This window comes from Salmonella sp. NW177 (genome assembly GCF_051811585.1).
Lineage (GTDB): Bacteria > Pseudomonadota > Gammaproteobacteria > Enterobacterales > Enterobacteriaceae > Salmonella > Salmonella enterica.
Genome location: NZ_JAMMZV010000005.1, coordinates 315,926 through 332,490, shown reverse-complemented (window position 1 = coordinate 332,490; position 16,565 = coordinate 315,926). Strand labels below are relative to the sequence as shown.

At 56.7% G+C, this 16,565-nt stretch carries 10 protein-coding genes; all 10 read left to right on the top strand.

What is annotated here, in order from left to right:
• Positions 1-15: 15 nt before the first annotated feature.
• The 10 genes from NA986_RS16285 to ispG all read left to right on the top strand — a co-directional run bounded on the left by NA986_RS16285 (position 16) and on the right by ispG (position 16,463).
• The gene (locus NA986_RS16285; protein ID WP_023216497.1) at positions 16-4,956 is read left to right on the top strand and encodes an alpha-2-macroglobulin family protein; all 4,941 of its coding nucleotides are present in this window, start codon (positions 16-18) and stop codon (positions 4,954-4,956) included.
• Positions 4,957-7,272 carry a peptidoglycan glycosyltransferase PbpC gene (pbpC, locus tag NA986_RS16280; protein WP_023216498.1) on the top strand — a complete coding sequence of 772 codons (2,316 nt, stop codon included), beginning with the start codon at positions 4,957-4,959 and terminating at the stop codon, positions 7,270-7,272.
• 155 nt (positions 7,273-7,427) lie between these two features.
• Positions 7,428-9,806, top strand: a complete 2,379-nt coding sequence (locus NA986_RS16275; protein WP_001519256.1) for a DMSO/selenate family reductase complex A subunit — start codon at positions 7,428-7,430, stop codon at positions 9,804-9,806.
• The gene (locus tag NA986_RS16270) at positions 9,803-10,432 is read left to right on the top strand and encodes a DMSO/selenate family reductase complex B subunit (RefSeq protein WP_023216499.1); all 630 of its coding nucleotides are present in this window, start codon (positions 9,803-9,805) and stop codon (positions 10,430-10,432) included. The genes NA986_RS16275 and NA986_RS16270 overlap by 4 nt, the downstream gene beginning before the upstream one ends.
• A complete protein-coding gene (locus NA986_RS16265; protein WP_023216500.1) occupies positions 10,425-11,234 on the top strand; it encodes a dimethyl sulfoxide reductase anchor subunit family protein in 810 nt (269 codons plus the stop codon). Before NA986_RS16270 ends, NA986_RS16265 begins: the two co-directional genes overlap by 8 nt.
• Positions 11,234-12,097 carry a 4Fe-4S binding protein gene (locus NA986_RS16260; protein WP_000247783.1) on the top strand — a complete coding sequence of 288 codons (864 nt, stop codon included), beginning with the start codon at positions 11,234-11,236 and terminating at the stop codon, positions 12,095-12,097. The genes NA986_RS16265 and NA986_RS16260 overlap by 1 nt, the downstream gene beginning before the upstream one ends.
• Positions 12,098-12,217: 120 nt before the next feature.
• Positions 12,218-12,649: a nucleoside-diphosphate kinase gene (gene ndk, locus NA986_RS16255; RefSeq protein ID WP_000963846.1), complete on the top strand. Its 432-nt coding sequence runs from the start codon at positions 12,218-12,220 to the stop codon at positions 12,647-12,649.
• Between the two features lie 206 nt (positions 12,650-12,855).
• The gene (locus NA986_RS16250; protein ID WP_000003206.1) at positions 12,856-14,022 is read left to right on the top strand and encodes a bifunctional tRNA (adenosine(37)-C2)-methyltransferase TrmG/ribosomal RNA large subunit methyltransferase RlmN; all 1,167 of its coding nucleotides are present in this window, start codon (positions 12,856-12,858) and stop codon (positions 14,020-14,022) included.
• Positions 14,023-14,313: 291 nt separating this feature from the next.
• Positions 14,314-15,318, top strand: a complete 1,005-nt coding sequence (gene rodZ, locus NA986_RS16245) for a cytoskeleton protein RodZ (RefSeq protein ID WP_023216501.1) — start codon at positions 14,314-14,316, stop codon at positions 15,316-15,318.
• Positions 15,319-15,344: 26 nt separating this feature from the next.
• Positions 15,345-16,463, top strand: a complete 1,119-nt coding sequence (ispG, locus tag NA986_RS16240; RefSeq protein ID WP_000551804.1) for a flavodoxin-dependent (E)-4-hydroxy-3-methylbut-2-enyl-diphosphate synthase — start codon at positions 15,345-15,347, stop codon at positions 16,461-16,463.
• Positions 16,464-16,565 lie beyond the last annotated feature (102 nt).

The following is a 16,565-nucleotide window of genomic DNA, read 5'->3' as shown; positions in this document are numbered from 1 at the left end:
GGCCAGGGATGAAAGATGAAACATTTACGCGTGGTGGCCTGCATGATCATGCTGGCGCTGGCGGGATGCGATAACAACGATAAAACCGCCCCGACGACTAAAAGCGAAGCGCCAGCCGTAGCGCAGCCCTCGCCCGCGCAAGACCCGGCACAGCTACAAAAGCTGGCGCAGCAAAGCCAGGGCAAAGCGCTCACGCTATTAGACGCCTCCGAAGCGCAGCTCGACGGCGCTGCGACGCTGGTGCTGACGTTTTCAATTCCTTTAGATCCTGAACAGGATTTTTCCCGTGTGGTTCACGTGGTTGATAAGAAAAGCGGCAGCGTTGATGGCGCATGGGAGCTGGCGCCAAATTTAAAAGAGCTAAGGTTACGTCATCTGGAACCTGAGCGCGTGCTGGTGGTCACGGTTGATCCCGCCGTTAAAGCGCTGAATAACGCCACCTTCGGCAAGTCTTATGAAAAAACGATTACCACGCGTGATGTCCAGCCCAGCGTCGGCTTTGCCAGCCGGGGATCGCTGCTACCGGGGAAAATCGCGGAAGGACTGCCGGTCATGGCGCTTAACGTCAACCACGTTGATGTGAACTTTTTCCGCGTTAAGCCCGGATCGCTGGCGTCATTTGTCAGCCAGTGGGAGTACCGTAGTTCTCTCTCTAACTGGGAGTCCGACCATCTGCTGAAAATGGCGGATCTGGTTTATACCGGTCGTTTTGATCTTAATCCGGCGCGCAATACGCGTGAGAAACTGCTACTGCCATTAAGCGATATTAAGCCGCTGCAACAGGCGGGCGTATATGTGGCGGTAATGAATCAGGCTGGACACTACAACTATAGTAATGCCGCTACGTTGTTTACCCTTAGCGATATCGGCGTGTCCGCGCACCGTTACCATAATCGGCTGGATATCTTTACGCAAAGCCTGGAAAACGGCGCGGCGCAGTCGGGAATTGAGATCGTTCTTCTGAATGATAAAGGTCAGACGCTGGCGCAGGCGACGAGCGACGCGCAGGGACATGTGCAACTGGAAGCTGATAAAGCGGCGGCGCTATTACTGGCGCGTAAAGAGGAGCAGACCACGCTGCTCGATCTCACGCTTCCGGCTCTGGATCTGTCGGAATTTAATGTCGCTGGCGCGCCCGGCTACAGCAAGCAGTTCTTTATGTTCGGCCCGCGCGATCTCTACCGACCGGGCGAAACGGTTATCCTCAACGGATTACTGCGCGATAGCGACGGTAAAACGCTGCCCGATCAACCCGTTAAGCTGGAAGTGGTAAAACCAGACGGACAGGTGATGCGTACCGTCGTCAGCCAGCCGGAAAATGGGCTATACCGTTTGAATTATCCGCTGGATATCAACGCGCCGACCGGCTTGTGGCATGTCCGCGCCAACACCGGCGATAATTTGCTGCGGAGTTGGGATTTCCACGTGGAAGACTTTATGCCGGAGCGGATGGCGCTCAACCTGACGGCGCAAAAAACACCTCTGGCGCCTGCGGATGAGGTGAAATTCTCCGTTGTCGGCTATTACTTGTATGGCGCGCCTGCTAACGGCAATACCCTGCAAGGGCAACTTTTCCTGCGTCCGCTGCGCGACGCTGTCGCGGCCTTGCCTGGCTTCCAGTTCGGCAATATTGCTGAAGAGAATCTTTCGCGCAGCCTGGACGAAGTTCAACTGACGTTGGATAAAGGCGGACGTGGTGAAGTGAGTGCTGCCAGCCAGTGGCAAGAAGCGCATTCGCCGCTGCAGGTAATTCTACAGGCCAGCCTGCTGGAGTCTGGCGGTCGTCCGGTCACTCGTCGCGTAGAGCAGGCGATTTGGCCTGCCGATACGTTACCGGGAATTCGTCCACAGTTCGCCGCCAAAGCGGTATACGACTACCGTACGGATACCACCGTTAATCAACCGATTGTCGACGAAGACAGCAACGCCGCATTCGATATTGTTTACGCCAACGCGCAGGGCGAGAAAAAAGCGGTGTCCGGTTTACAGGTGCGGCTCATCCGCGAGCGTCGCGACTATTACTGGAACTGGTCGGAAAGCGAAGGCTGGCAGTCGCAGTTTGATCAAAAAGATCTGGTGGAGGGCGAGCAGACGCTGGATCTGAACGCGGATGAAACCGGAAAAGTCAGCTTCCCGGTGGAATGGGGCGCGTACCGTCTGGAGGTCAAAGCGCCGAATGAGACGGTCAGCAGCGTTCGTTTCTGGGCCGGCTATAGCTGGCAGGATAACAGCGACGGTAGCGGCGCGGCGCGTCCGGATCGCGTCACCCTCAAACTGGATAAAGCGAATTATCGTCTAGGCGACACCATGAAATTGCATATCGCCGCGCCGGTCGCCGGTAAAGGTTATGCCATGGTGGAGTCCAGCGACGGTCCGCTGTGGTGGCAGGCGATCGATGTGCCGGCACAAGGTCTGGAGCTCACGATTCCGGTGGATAAAACCTGGAATCGCCACGATCTCTATCTCAGTACGCTGGTGGTGCGTCCCGGCGATAAATCTCGTTCCGCGACGCCAAAACGCGCCGTGGGGTTACTACACCTACCGCTGGGGGATGAAAACCGCCGCCTCGATCTGACGCTGGAAAGCCCGGCTAAAATGCGCCCGAATCAGCCGCTCACCGTCAGGGTGAAAGCCAGCGTTAAACACGGCGAAATGCCAAAACAGATCAACGTGCTGGTCTCCGCGGTCGATAGCGGCGTATTGAATATCACCGATTACGCGACGCCGGACCCGTGGCAGGCGTTCTTCGGTCAAAAACGCTACGGTGCGGATATCTACGATATTTACGGCCAGGTCATTGAAGGGCAGGGGCGGCTGGCGGCGTTGCGTTTTGGCGGCGATGGCGACGACCTTAAGCGCGGCGGAAAACCGCCGGTAAACCATGTCAATATCATCGCGCAGCAGGCGCAGCCGATCACGCTCAATGAGCAGGGCGAAGGGGTCGTAACGCTGCCGATTGGCGACTTTAACGGCGAACTGCGGGTTATGGCGCAGGCATGGACAGCGGACGATTTTGGTCGCGGCGAAAGCAAAGTCGTTGTCGCCGCGCCAGTGATTGCCGAGCTGAATATGCCGCGTTTTCTGGCGGGAGGGGATGTTTCGCGACTGGTGCTGGACGTCACCAATCTGACCGACCGCCCGCAGACGCTGAATATTGCGCTCGCCGCCAGTGGGTTACTGGAACTGCTTAGCCAGCAGCCGCAACCGGTCAACCTGGCGCCGGGCGTGCGCACCACCTTATTCGTTCCGGTACGCGCGCTGGAAGGTTTTGGCGAAGGCGAAATCCAGGCGACCATTAGCGGTCTGAATCTGCCGGGAGAAACCCTCGGCGCGCAGCATAAGCAGTGGCAAATCGGTGTGCGTCCGGCCTGGCCTGCCCAAACGGTAAATAGCGGCATTGCGCTGGCGCCGGGAGAGAGCTGGCATGTACCAGATCAGCATCTGGCAAACGTCTCGCTAGCCACGTTACAGGGACAACTGCTATTAAGCGGAAAACCGCCGCTCAATCTGGCGCGCTACATTCGCGAGCTGAAAGCATATCCGTACGGGTGCCTGGAACAAACCACCAGCGGGTTATTCCCGGCGCTGTATACCAATGCCGCTCAATTGCAGTCGCTCGGTATTACCGGCGATAGCGATGAAAAACGGCGCGCCGCGGTGGATATCGGCATCTCCCGCATACTACAGATGCAGCGTGATAACGGCGGTTTTGCGCTATGGGATGAAAATGGGGCGGAAGAGCCCTGGCTAACGGCCTACGCGATGGATTTCCTCATTCGCGCGGGCGAGCAGGGATATAGCGTCCCGCCGGAGGCCATTAACCGGGGCAATGAGCGACTGCTGCGCTATCTGCAGGATCCCGGCACGATGCTGATGCTGATTCGTTATAGCGATAATACCCAGGCCAGTACTTTTGCCGCTCAGGCTTACGCCGCGCTGGTACTGGCGCGTCAGCAGAAAGCGCCGCTCGGCGCGCTGCGCGAAATCTGGGAGCGCCGTAGTCAGGCGGCTTCAGGACTGCCGCTGATGCAATTGGGCATCGCGTTAAACACGATGGGCGATGCCAGACGCGGCGAAGAGGCCATTACGCTGGCTCTGAATACGCCGCGTCAGGACGAACGGCAATGGATAGCGGATTACGGCAGTTCTCTGCGCGATAACGCTCTGATGTTGTCGTTACTGGAAGAGAACAACCTCAGACCGGACGCGCAAAACGCGCTATTAAGCTCGCTTTCTGAGCAGGCCTTCGGTCAGCGCTGGCTCTCTACCCAGGAGAACAATGCCTTGTTCCTCGCCGCGCATTCGCGACAGGCCAGTGCGGGCGCCTGGCAGGCGCAGACCTCGTTAGAGGCGCAGCCGCTGTCGGGCGACAAGGCGCTGACCCGTAATCTGGATGCTGACCAGCTAGCCGCCCTTGAGGTGACGAACACCGGTAGCCAGCCGCTATGGCTGCGTCTGGATAGCAGCGGCTATCCCTCATCTGCGCCTGAGCCTGCCAGCAACGTTTTGCAGATTGAACGACAAATACTGGGGACCGATGGTCAGCGCAAATCGCTGTCCTCGTTGCGTAGCGGCGAACTGGTGCTGGTCTGGTTAACGGTAGTGGCCGATCGCAATGTGCCGGATGCGCTGGTGGTGGACCTGCTCCCGGCCGGGCTGGAGCTGGAAAACCAGAATCTGGCTGACAGCAGCGCCAGCCTGCCGGAGAGCGGTAGCGAAGTGCAAAATCTGCTTAATCAGATGCAGCAGGCGGATATTCAGTATATGGAATTCCGCGACGATCGGTTTGTGGCTGCCGTCGTTGTCAATGAGGGCCAGCCCGTGACGCTGGTCTACCTGGCGCGCGCGGTAACGCCGGGGACGTACCAGCTTGCGCAACCGCAGGTGGAATCGATGTATGTGCCTCAGTGGCGAGCAACCGGCGCGAGCGAGGGGCTGCTGATTGTGACGCCTTAAATGAACGGTTGGCGTGGTAAACGTGGCCGCTGGCTGTGGCTGGCGGGCGCGCCGCTTTTTATTCTTCTGGCGTTATGGGCGGCGGATAAACTCTGGCCGCTGCCGCTCAATGAGGTCCATCCTGCGCGGGTCGTGGTAGCCCATGACGGTACGCCGCTGTGGCGCTTTGCCGACGCTGGGGGGATCTGGCGTTATCCGGTGACGATTGAAGAGGTCTCTCCCCGCTACCTGGAGGCCTTAATCAATTACGAAGATCGCTGGTTCTGGCGGCACCCTGGCGTTAACCCTTTCTCCGTCGCGCGTGCGGCATGGCAGGATCTTACCGCCGGGCGCGTTATTTCCGGCGGCAGTACGCTGACTATGCAGGTGGCGAGACTGCTGGACCCGCATTCGCGCACGTTCGGCGGTAAAATCCGCCAGCTTTGGCGCGCCCTCCAGCTTGAATGGCATTTGTCCAAGCGCGATATCCTGACGCTGTACCTGAACCGCGCGCCGTTCGGCGGCACGCTACAGGGTATTGGCGCTGCAAGCTGGGCCTACTTCGGCAAGCCGCCCGCGCGCCTGAGCTACGCTGACGCGGCGCTGCTGGCCGTATTGCCGCAGGCGCCGAGCCGGTTACGCCCCGACCGCTGGCCTGAGAGAGCCGAAGCGGCACGAAATAAAGTGCTGGATCGGATGGCGGCTCAGGGCGTCTGGCCTGCCGAAACGGTACGCGAGTCGCGTGAAGAACCGGTCTGGCTGGCGCCGCGTCAAATGCCGCAACTGGCGCCGCTTTTTGCCCGAATGATGTTGAGTAAAAGCCAGAACGACAAAATTGTGACCACGCTGGACGCCGGATTGCAGCGGCAACTGGAAGATCTGGCGCGGGCATGGAAAGGGCGGCTGCCTGCACGCAGTTCGTTGGCGATGATCGTCGTCGATCATACCGATATGAGCGTGCGCGGTTGGGTCGGATCGGTAGACCTTAATGACGACAGCCGTTTTGGTCATGTCGACATGGTAACGGCGATCCGATCGCCGGGATCGGTACTCAAACCCTTTGTGTATGGTCTGGCGCTGGATGACGGCTTGATCCATCCCGCATCATTATTACAGGACGTTCCGCGCCGCACCGGAGATTACCGCCCGGGAAACTTCGACAGCGGATTTCACGGCCCGGTCAGCATGAGCGACGCGCTGGTACGCTCACTGAATCTGCCTGCCGTTCAGGTGCTTGAAGCCTATGGGCCGAAACGATTTGCGGCAAAACTGCGTAACGTCGGCCTGCCGCTATATTTGCCTGCTGGCGCGGCGCCCAATCTTTCGCTGATTCTGGGCGGCGCGGGCGCGCGGCTTGACGAGATGGCGGCGGCATACAGCGCGTTCGCTCGTCATGGGAAAGCGGCGAAACTACGGTTACAGCCGGACGATCCGCTGTCGGAAAGACCATTAATGTCGCCGGGAGCGGCGTGGATCATTCGACGGATTATGGCGGATGAAGCGCAACCCTTGCCGGATAACGCGCTGCCGCGCATTGTGCCGTTGGCGTGGAAAACCGGCACCAGTTACGGCTATCGCGATGCGTGGGCTATTGGCGTTAACGCGCGCTATATCATCGGCATCTGGACAGGCAGACCCGACGGCACGCCTGTGGTGGGGCAATTTGGTTTTGCCAGCGCGGTGCCATTGCTTAACCAGGTCAATAATCTGTTACTGGCGCATACGGGACGCCTGCCGGAAGATCCGCGTCCGCAGACGGTAAGCCGCGGCGTCATTTGCTGGCCGGGCGGACAGACTCTGCCTGCCGGAGACAGCAACTGTCGCCGCCGACTGGCGACATGGCTGCTCGATGACAGCCAGCCGCCCACGCTGCTATTACCTGAGCAGGAGGACATCAACGGTATTCGTTTCCCGGTCTGGCTGGATGATACGGGGCGGCGTGTCGCTGCCGACTGTCCGCAGGCGCGTGCGCATACGTTTATCGTCTGGCCGCGGCCGCTGGAGCCGTGGCTGCCGCCTGCGGAAAGACGTAGCGCCCGCTTGCCCGCGGCGTCCGACCACTGTCCGCCGCTACAGGGCAGTGATGCCGCGCCGTTAATGCTGTCAGGAGTGAGGGATGGCGCGGTGATCAGGCAATTGCCAGGCCAGGAAAACGTCACGCTGCCCGTCTCGACTACCGGCGGCAAAGGGCGTCGCTGGTGGTTTTTAAATGGCGAACCTGTTAATGGCGAAAATAATCGCCTTTCTTTATTACTCAATATCGCTGGACGTTATCAACTTGTCGTAATGGATGAGTCCGGTCAGGTTGCAGCGGTTAATTTTGAATTAATACGTTAACAACTCTTCAGAATAAATTATGAATTTCATTTAATTTAAAGTTAATGAGAATTATTAATTTTTCCGGAATTACCCTTAATGAGGGAGCTTGATAAATATCAAGAGAACCAGCGCATAAAAACGTGAGAATGGGTTTTTATTTGACGAGTCGGATCATGAAAAATATAAAAAGCCAGGGAAATGGCGAACAGCCCGCTATTTCTCGCCGCCATTTTATCCAGGCCAGCTCCGCGCTTATTGCGTTACCGTTTGTCTCCTCGCCAGCTACCGCTCAGGCGCGCGCTGTGACGGCAACTGAAAACAGGCCTGCGGAAAAAGTCGTTCAGACATGCAGCACTTTTGACTGTGGGGGCAAATGCGATATTCGGGCGCATGTTAGTGACGGTATCGTGACGCGAATTTCAACGCGACCGGATAATGCGCTGGATGCGCAAATGCCGGTTATGCGTGCCTGTGTTCGTGGACGCGCATACCGTAAATTTGTTTATCATCCTGACAGACTTAAATATCCCATGAAGCGCGTAGGAAAACGCGGTGAAGGAAAGTTCGAGCGCATTTCCTGGGATGAAGCGACAACCTTAATCGCCGATAATTTAAAATCGATTACTGAAAAATATGGCCCGGCTTCGCGCTATGTTCATGTTGGCACCGCCGTTTCCGGCGGCACCTTTTCCGGCGATAAAATGGCGCGTCGCCTGCTGAATCTGACCGGCGGCTATCTCGAAAGCTACCATTCTGTGAGTATGGGCAACACGGCGGCCGCGACGCCTTATACTTACGGCATTGCCGCCAGCGGCAGTTCGCTGGATACGCTTTTGGAGACCAAACTGGTGATTCTGTGGGGCCATAACCCGACGGAGACCATTTTTGGTCATACCAACTATTTCCTGCAGAAGATGAAGCAGAACGGTACGCGGTTTATCGTGGTCGATCCGCGCTATTCCGACACCGTTTCGTCGCTGGCGGATCAGTGGATCCCGCTACTGCCCACCACCGACAATGCGCTGATGGACGCGATGATGTACGTCATCATCAGCGAGAATCTGCACGATCGCGCATTTATTGCGCGCTACGCTATCGGTTTTGACGAAGACTCAATGCCGGAAGGCGTACCGGCTAACGAATCGCTGGTGGCGTATCTGACCGGCGCCAAAGACGGTGTCGTTAAGTCCCCCGAGTGGGCGGAAAAGATCACCCATGTGCCGGCGCAAACCATTCGCCAGTTAGCGCGTGATTACGCGAATACCAAACCCGCTGCGTTGATTCAGGGGTGGGGACCACAGCGCCACAACTGCGGCGAACGCACCGCGCGCGGCTCGACCCTACTGGCGACCATTACCGGTAATGTCGGCATCAAAGGCGGTTGGGCTGCGGGTTACGGCGGCTGCGCTAACCGTAAATTTGCCGCGGGTCCGGAGATGCCGGATAACCCGGTAAAAGCCAAAATTTCGGTGATGAACTGGGTGCAGGCCGCAGACGACGCCAGCAAAGTGACGCCGGATATGGGGCTGAAAGATGCCGATAAGCTGGACAGTAACATCCGTATTCTGTTCTCGCTGGCCGGGAACTATCTGGCGAATCAGAACCCCGATCTGCACCAGGCGGTACGCGTACTGGAGGATGAATCAAAGATCCAGTTTATTGTCGCCAGCGATCTGTTTATGACGCCGAGCGCGAAATACGCTGATCTACTGCTGCCGGAAACCAGCTTCATGGAACGCTGGAACATCGGTGAAACTTGGGGCACGGCAAGCTACCTGATACTCTCTGAAAAACTGATTGAGCCTGAATTTGAGCGTCGCTCCGACTACGACTGGCTACGTGAGGTGGCGGCGAAATTAGGCATTGAGAATGAATTTAGCCAGGGGCGCGATGAGAAAGCGTGGATTGAACACATCTGGGAACAGACGCGCCTGGCGATGCCGGACGAAAATCTGCCGGATTTTGCCACGCTGCAAAAGACCCGTCAGCATCTGTTCAAAAGCGCGCCATTTATCGCCTTTGAAGACAATATTCGCGATCCGGAAAATCATCCGTTCCCGACGCCGTCAGGGAAAATAGAGATCTTCTCGAAGCGCCTGTACGACATGCAGCATCCGGAAATCCCGGCGTTATCGCACTACGTTCCCGCGCATGAAGGCCCGGAGGATGCGCTGGCGAAAGATTTTCCTCTCCAGTTAATTACGTGGAAAGGAAAAAACCGAGCCAACTCAACGCAATACGCTAACCCGTGGCTGATTGAAGTGCAGCATCAAACATTGTGGATCAACCCGCAGGATGCGCAAAAGCGCGGCATTACGCATGGCGACATGGTGCGCATTCATAACTCACGCGGGATTTGCGAAATCCCGGCGGAAGTGACGCCGCGCATTATTCCCGGCGTTGTCGCGATGCAGGCCGGCGCCTGGTGGCAGCCGGATGAGAACGGTATTGATAAAGGCGGCTGTGCGAACGTCCTCAGCTCGGCCCGTATTACCGCGCTGGCGAAGGGAAATTCACATCAAACCATGCTGGTGGAGGTGGCTAAAGCATGAGTCAGTTTACACATTACCCGCCGGTGAGCGATAAACAACTGGGGTTTTTCATCGACTCCTCACGCTGCTCCGGTTGTAAAGCCTGCCTGGTGGCCTGCAAAGACAAAAACAATCTGGAAGTAGGCCGTCGTTTCCGCCGCGTCTATGAAGTCAAGGGCGGAAGTTTCATCCCGACCGGGCAGGGCGGGGTCAGCAATAACGTATTTGCTTATACGCTTTCTATTTCCTGCAACCACTGTGCGGACCCTGTCTGCACCAAAAATTGCCCGACTACCGCTATGCATAAACGCCCGGGCGACGGCATCGTGCGCGTTGATACCGACAAATGCGTCGGCTGTGGCTATTGCGCCTGGTCCTGCCCTTACGGCGCGCCGCAGCTTAACGAGCAGACTGGCCAAATGTCCAAGTGCGACATGTGCGTTGATTTACTGGCGAAAGGTGAACCGCCCGTCTGTGTTGCGACCTGTCCGCTGGAGGCCATCAAGTTTGGTCCGATTGATGAACTGCGCGCGAAGTACGGTAGCGTATGCGACGTTAACGGGCTGCCAGATTCATCCATAACCAAGCCTAATCTGGTTGTAAAAGCGCATCAGGGCGCAGAAAAAGAGGGTAAACGCCATGCATGAGTTACCGCTGCTGATTTTTACGCTCTGTTTGCAAGGGTCTGTGGGTGTGACAGTGTGGCTGGCGTTGGGCCGCCAGTACGCCGTAGAGGGACGCGTGCCTGCACGCGGCGCGCTTCCCGCGATGGCGGGGGCGTTTGTGCTGGCCTGCGTGGGGCTGCTTGCTTCAGCGCTGCACATGGGCTATCCCCTGAATGCGCTAAATGCGTTACGTCATGTCGCCAGTTCGTGGCTGACTCGCGAAATCGTCTTTGCCAGCCTTTATCTGGCGGCGCTGGGGCTAGGGGTTGTGCTGCTGTTTTTCCGAAAGCCAGGCTGGCAGCCGCTGCTGGCGCTGGCGGCAGCGTTTGGGCTGGTGGATGTATTCTGCATGGCGCAGGTTTATATCCATGCCTCGGTGGCGACCTGGCAGCATAGCAACACGCTGGCGCTGTTTTTTGGCACATCAGGCATTATCGGCTCGGTAGTCATTGCGCTGGCTTATCTGCGCAACGCTGGCGCCGCAATGCGCTGCGCTGTGGTAGTGGTCGCACTGATGGTGCTGATTCGCCTGATCATGCAGCCGCTATGGCTGGCGGATATTAATGCGGTGGATACGACGGTCGTCACTTTCCCGCATCATCCGCTACAGGCGCTGGCGCAGTTGCGCGACGTCTATCTTCTCGGCTGGTGTGTCTCAGCGGCGGGAATGCTCTGCTTTGCCGCAGGCGGTCTGCGAAACGCCAGAGGGACGCTGGTGGCGGGCAGCGTATTGCTGCTTCTCGGTGAGATTATGCTGCGCTACGTCTTCTTTAGTATTGGCTGATGGTTAACCTGACGATCGATCCGGCGGTAGACGTGACGCAGGCCTGCGTCCGTCGTCGCTTTCGTTTTTCTTCCTGCCGCGCTTGCGCCGATGTTTGTCCGGCGCAGGCGTTTTCGCTGGCGCAGGGGCAGGTCAGCATAGATACGACGCGCTGCATAGCCTGTGGCGACTGTCTGTTTGTCTGTCCTGTTGACGCCATTACCGGTATCAAACCGGTTAAACGCTTTGTGCAGGGGGATACGTTGGTGGGGCCGTTTTCGCTACAGGCGCCAACGGTCGATGAACTGCTTCTCTGGCACAGCCAGTACGGTATTCGCTTTATTGATATTGCGGTGGAGCGATCGGCGCAGTGGCTGATGGCGCTGGCGGGGCTAAATTTAGCGCTGCGCCGCTACGGCGAGCCGGGCTGGTCTTTCAAACACGTTGTCGGCGCGGAGATTAACGCCTCGCGGCGTACTCTGTTTCATGTTCCGCGCGACGCCATTACCCCGTGCGCCGTCGAGCCGGGGAAACGGCGTCTCAGACAGGCGTTTTCCGCGTTCAGCGAATGCGTACCCGAAATCAGTCCGCAAGAGTGCAGGATGTGCGGCGCCTGCTGGCGAAGCTGCCCGGAAAACGTTATCCAGTTTGACGACAATACCCTGACGATAGCGGCGGCGCGTTGTACGGGATGCGGCGGCTGTGCGGCGGTATGTCCGCATCAGGCGCTGCGGCTGCGGTTTGACGTGGAACCCGCGTCAACGCGGCATAGTGCGGTGCATACGCTCACCTGCGAAAGCTGCAAACGTACTTTCCATGCTCTCACGCCTGAACACACGCACTGCGTGCTGTGTCAGTCCCCTGAGTTTGCTGTGCGCCTTTAACTTTTGTTGCTAATGCTCATTTTATTTTAAAAAAATGTTACCTGCATCCATAGGCAATTGATGGGATGCTCTTTATAATCCGCGCCTGACATAACAACAGAACATATTTCAGAGGTAAACATGGCTATTGAACGGACTTTTTCCATCATTAAACCCAACGCGGTGGCAAAAAACGTTATTGGCAGCATCTTTGCGCGCTTTGAAGCTGCAGGGTTCAAAATTGTTGGCACTAAAATGCTGCACCTGACCGTTGAGCAGGCGCGCGGCTTCTATGCTGAGCACGACGGCAAGCCGTTCTTTGACGGTCTGGTGGAGTTCATGACCTCTGGCCCTATCGTGGTATCCGTGCTGGAAAGCGAAAATGCGGTACAGCGTCACCGCGATCTGCTTGGCGCCACCAACCCGGCGAACGCGTTGGCGGGTACGCTGCGCGCCGACTACGCTGATAGCTTAACTGAAAACGGCACCCACGGTTCGGATTCGCTGGAATCCGCGCAGCGCGAAATCGCCTTTTTCTTCGGTGAAGGCGAAGTGTGCCCGCGCACCCGTTAATCTCCTTCGTCTTTCACGCTGTAAATGCGTTGGCGATAAATTATCGGTTCAAATATTATTTTTGCTAATGCCGCGTGCAGACGTGGCATCCTTACGCCAGAATTTGTACAATGCAGCGCCCCCGGACGAGCAGTAAGCTTACCGGGGCGTTTCTTTTTTCAACCCTCCAGGGGCCATAACGTGTAATAACGAGGCCGGAATAGCATATGTCTGAACAAATTGTCACACCTGAAAGCAGTACCCCGGTAGTTCTTAACAACGAAACAAAAATCAACCTGCTGGATCTCAACCGTCAGCAGATGCGCGAGTTTTTTAAAAACTTAGGTGAAAAGCCTTTCCGCGCCGATCAGGTGATGAAATGGATGTATCACTATTGCTGCGATAATTTTGATGAGATGACCGACATCAACAAAGTGTTGCGCGGCAAATTAAAAGAGGTCGCGGAAATCCGCGCGCCGGAGGTCGTTGAAGAGCAGCGTTCCTCAGACGGCACCATTAAGTGGGCGATTGCTGTCGGCGATCAGCGCGTTGAAACGGTCTACATCCCGGAGGACGACCGCGCTACGCTGTGTGTCTCTTCACAGGTAGGATGCGCGCTGGAGTGCAAGTTTTGTTCAACTGCGCAGCAGGGCTTTAACCGCAACCTGCGCGTATCGGAAATTATCGGTCAGGTCTGGCGTGCGGCGAAAATCGTCGGCGCGGCCAAAGTCACCGGCCAGCGTCCGATCACCAACGTGGTCATGATGGGGATGGGCGAGCCATTGCTTAACCTGACCAATGTCGTACCGGCAATGGAAATTATGCTCGATGACTTTGGTTTCGGCCTGTCCAAACGCCGCGTCACGCTCTCAACGTCCGGCGTGGTGCCTGCTCTGGATAAACTGGGCGATATGATAGATGTCGCGCTGGCTATCTCCTTACATGCGCCGAATGACACTATTCGCGACGAAATCGTCCCGATCAACAAAAAATACAATATCGAAACGTTCCTGGGCGCGGTTCGCCGCTATCTGGAGAAATCCAACGCCAATCAGGGGCGCGTGACGATTGAATACGTGATGCTTGACCACGTCAACGACGGCACTGAACACGCGCATCAACTGGCGGAGCTATTAAAAGAGACGCCTTGCAAGATTAATCTGATTCCGTGGAACCCGTTCCCTGGCGCGCCGTATGGCCGCAGCTCTAACAGCCGTATCGATCGCTTTTCTAAGGTTTTGATGAGTTATGGTTTCACGACCATCGTACGCAAGACGCGTGGCGATGACATTGATGCGGCATGCGGACAGTTGGCAGGCGATGTGATTGACCGTACTAAACGTACCCTGCGTAAGCGTATGCAGGGAGAGGTGATTGACATCAAGGCTATTTGATAGCAGTTGCGCCACGGGGCATTCATTATACCGTGGCGCAATGTCAGTTGAATAATGTCTGGCGTTGTACTTGTCTGGTCAATAATAACGGTGCGTTTTTGTCGACTTTAAGGCAGTATGTAATGGTGCAACAAGAGTTTAGCCTTGTGTCTTAGCGGTTTTGTCATCTGCGGCCTGACAGGCTTATACTGTCTGACTAAGGTTAACTAACCTGATGTTTCGCGGTGTGGGCGGGCATTACGGCTCGTCGGCGCCTGAATCCTAATTTACACGTACCTGTAGCTGTAGCGAATGAATACTGAAGCCACGCACGACCAAAATGAAGCACAAACCACCGGCGTTCGTCTGCGCAATGCCCGTGAACAACTCGGACTCAGCCAGCAGGCTGTCGCTGAGCGACTTTGCCTGAAGGTTTCTACGGTACGCGATATTGAAGAAGATAAGGCGCCGTCCGATCTTGCTTCAACCTTCCTGCGCGGATATATCCGCTCATATGCGCGTCTGGTGCATGTTCCAGAAGAGGAACTGCTGCCGGGGCTGGAAAAGCAGGCCCCGCTGCGCGCCGCCAAAGTCGCCCCGATGCAGAGTTTCTCATTAGGAAAGCGTCGTAAAAAACGCGACGGCTGGTTAATGTCTTTTACCTGGCTGGTACTGTTTGTGGTCGTAGGGCTGACCGGCGCCTGGTGGTGGCAGAACCATAAGGCGCAGCAGGAAGAGATCACGACAATGGCCGATCAAAGCACGGCTGAACTGAACGCAGATAAAGACAGCGGCCAAAGCGTACTGCTGGACACCCGTGACGCGACAAGCCAGGATACGACGCCAGCGCAAACGGCTCCGGCGCCTGCGACGCCGGTTGATTCGACGGCGGCGACGCAAACGCCAGCGCCAACGGCGGCGGCGACGCAAAATACGGTAGTCGCGCCTTCGCAGGCGAATGTCGATACGGCTGCGACATCTGCCGCGCCAGCGGCAACGGAGACGCCGTCCGCGCTGCCGACCAGTCAGGCTGGCGTAGCGGCGCCTGCTGCCGATCCGAACGCGCTGGTGATGAATTTTACCGCTGACTGCTGGCTCGAAGTCACTGACGCCACGGGTAAGAAGCTGTTTAGTGGTATGCAGCGTAAAGATGGTAATTTAAACCTAACCGGTCAGGCGCCTTATAAACTTAAAATTGGCGCGCCGGCCGCGGTGCAGATCCAGTATCAAGGAAAACCTGTCGATCTGAGCCGCTTTATCAGAACTAATCAGGTTGCGCGTCTGACCCTTAATGCCGAACCGACACCGGCGCAGTAACAGACGGGTAACGCGGGAGATTTTTCATGCATAACCAGGCTCCGATTCAACGTAGAAAATCGACACGTATTTACGTTGGGAATGTGCCGATTGGCGATGGCGCCCCCATCGCCGTCCAGTCGATGACTAACACGCGTACAACTGACGTGGAAGCGACGGTTAATCAGATCAAAGCGCTGGAACGCGTTGGCGCAGATATTGTTCGTGTTTCTGTACCGACCATGGACGCCGCCGAAGCGTTCAAGCTTATCAAACAGCAGGTTAACGTCCCGCTGGTTGCCGATATTCACTTCGACTACCGCATTGCGCTGAAAGTAGCGGAATACGGCGTTGACTGCTTGCGTATCAACCCCGGCAATATCGGTAACGAAGAACGTATTCGTATGGTGGTGGACTGCGCGCGCGACAAAAACATCCCTATTCGTATCGGCGTAAATGCCGGATCGCTGGAAAAAGATCTGCAGGAAAAATACGGTGAGCCGACGCCGCAGGCGTTGCTGGAATCAGCCATGCGCCATGTGGATCATCTTGATCGTCTCAACTTTGATCAGTTCAAAGTGAGCGTAAAAGCGTCCGATGTATTCCTTGCCGTTGAGTCTTATCGTTTGTTGGCTAAACAGATCGATCAGCCGCTGCATCTGGGGATCACCGAAGCGGGCGGCGCGCGTAGCGGGGCGGTTAAGTCGGCGATCGGTTTAGGTCTGCTGTTATCGGAAGGTATCGGCGACACGCTGCGCGTATCGTTGGCGGCCGACCCGGTGGAAGAGATCAAAGTCGGTTTCGATATCCTGAAGTCGCTGCGCATTCGCGCGCGCGGCATCAATTTCATCGCTTGCCCGACCTGTTCTCGCCAGGAGTTCGACGTTATCGGCACGGTGAACGCGCTGGAGCAGCGTCTGGAAGATATCATCACCCCGATGGACGTCTCGATCATCGGTTGCGTAGTGAACGGACCGGGCGAAGCGCTGGTATCGACGCTGGGCGTGACGGGCGGCAATAAGAAAAGCGGCCTGTATGAAGACGGTGTGCGTAAGGACAGACTCGATAACGACGATATGATCGCGCAGCTTGAATCCCGTATTCGCGCGAAAGCAAGTCAACTTGATGAAGCGCGTCGGATTGACGTGCTGCAGGTTGAAAAATAAGAACGTGATGGGAAGCGGCGCGCTTCCCGTGTATGATTGAACCCGCATGGCTCCCGGTTCGTTCGGGGAAGCGCTGAGGGTTCATTTTTATATTCAGAAAGA

Bases quoted from the DNA above. Each gene is read 5' to 3' on its own strand.
- NA986_RS16285 (WP_023216497.1), top strand. From the start codon at position 16: ATGAAACATTTACGCGTGGTGGCCTGCATGATCATGCTGGCGCTGGCG.
- ndk (WP_000963846.1), top strand. From the start codon at position 12,218: ATGGCTATTGAACGGACTTTTTCCATCATTAAACCCAACGCGGTGGCA.
- pbpC (WP_023216498.1), top strand. From the start codon at position 4,957: ATGAACGGTTGGCGTGGTAAACGTGGCCGCTGGCTGTGGCTGGCGGGC.
- NA986_RS16250 (WP_000003206.1), top strand. From the start codon at position 12,856: ATGTCTGAACAAATTGTCACACCTGAAAGCAGTACCCCGGTAGTTCTT.
- NA986_RS16270 (WP_023216499.1), top strand. From the start codon at position 9,803: ATGAGTCAGTTTACACATTACCCGCCGGTGAGCGATAAACAACTGGGG.
- ispG (WP_000551804.1), top strand. From the start codon at position 15,345: ATGCATAACCAGGCTCCGATTCAACGTAGAAAATCGACACGTATTTAC.
- NA986_RS16265 (WP_023216500.1), top strand. From the start codon at position 10,425: ATGCATGAGTTACCGCTGCTGATTTTTACGCTCTGTTTGCAAGGGTCT.
- NA986_RS16275 (WP_001519256.1), top strand. From the start codon at position 7,428: ATGAAAAATATAAAAAGCCAGGGAAATGGCGAACAGCCCGCTATTTCT.
- rodZ (WP_023216501.1), top strand. From the start codon at position 14,314: ATGAATACTGAAGCCACGCACGACCAAAATGAAGCACAAACCACCGGC.
- NA986_RS16260 (WP_000247783.1), top strand. From the start codon at position 11,234: ATGGTTAACCTGACGATCGATCCGGCGGTAGACGTGACGCAGGCCTGC.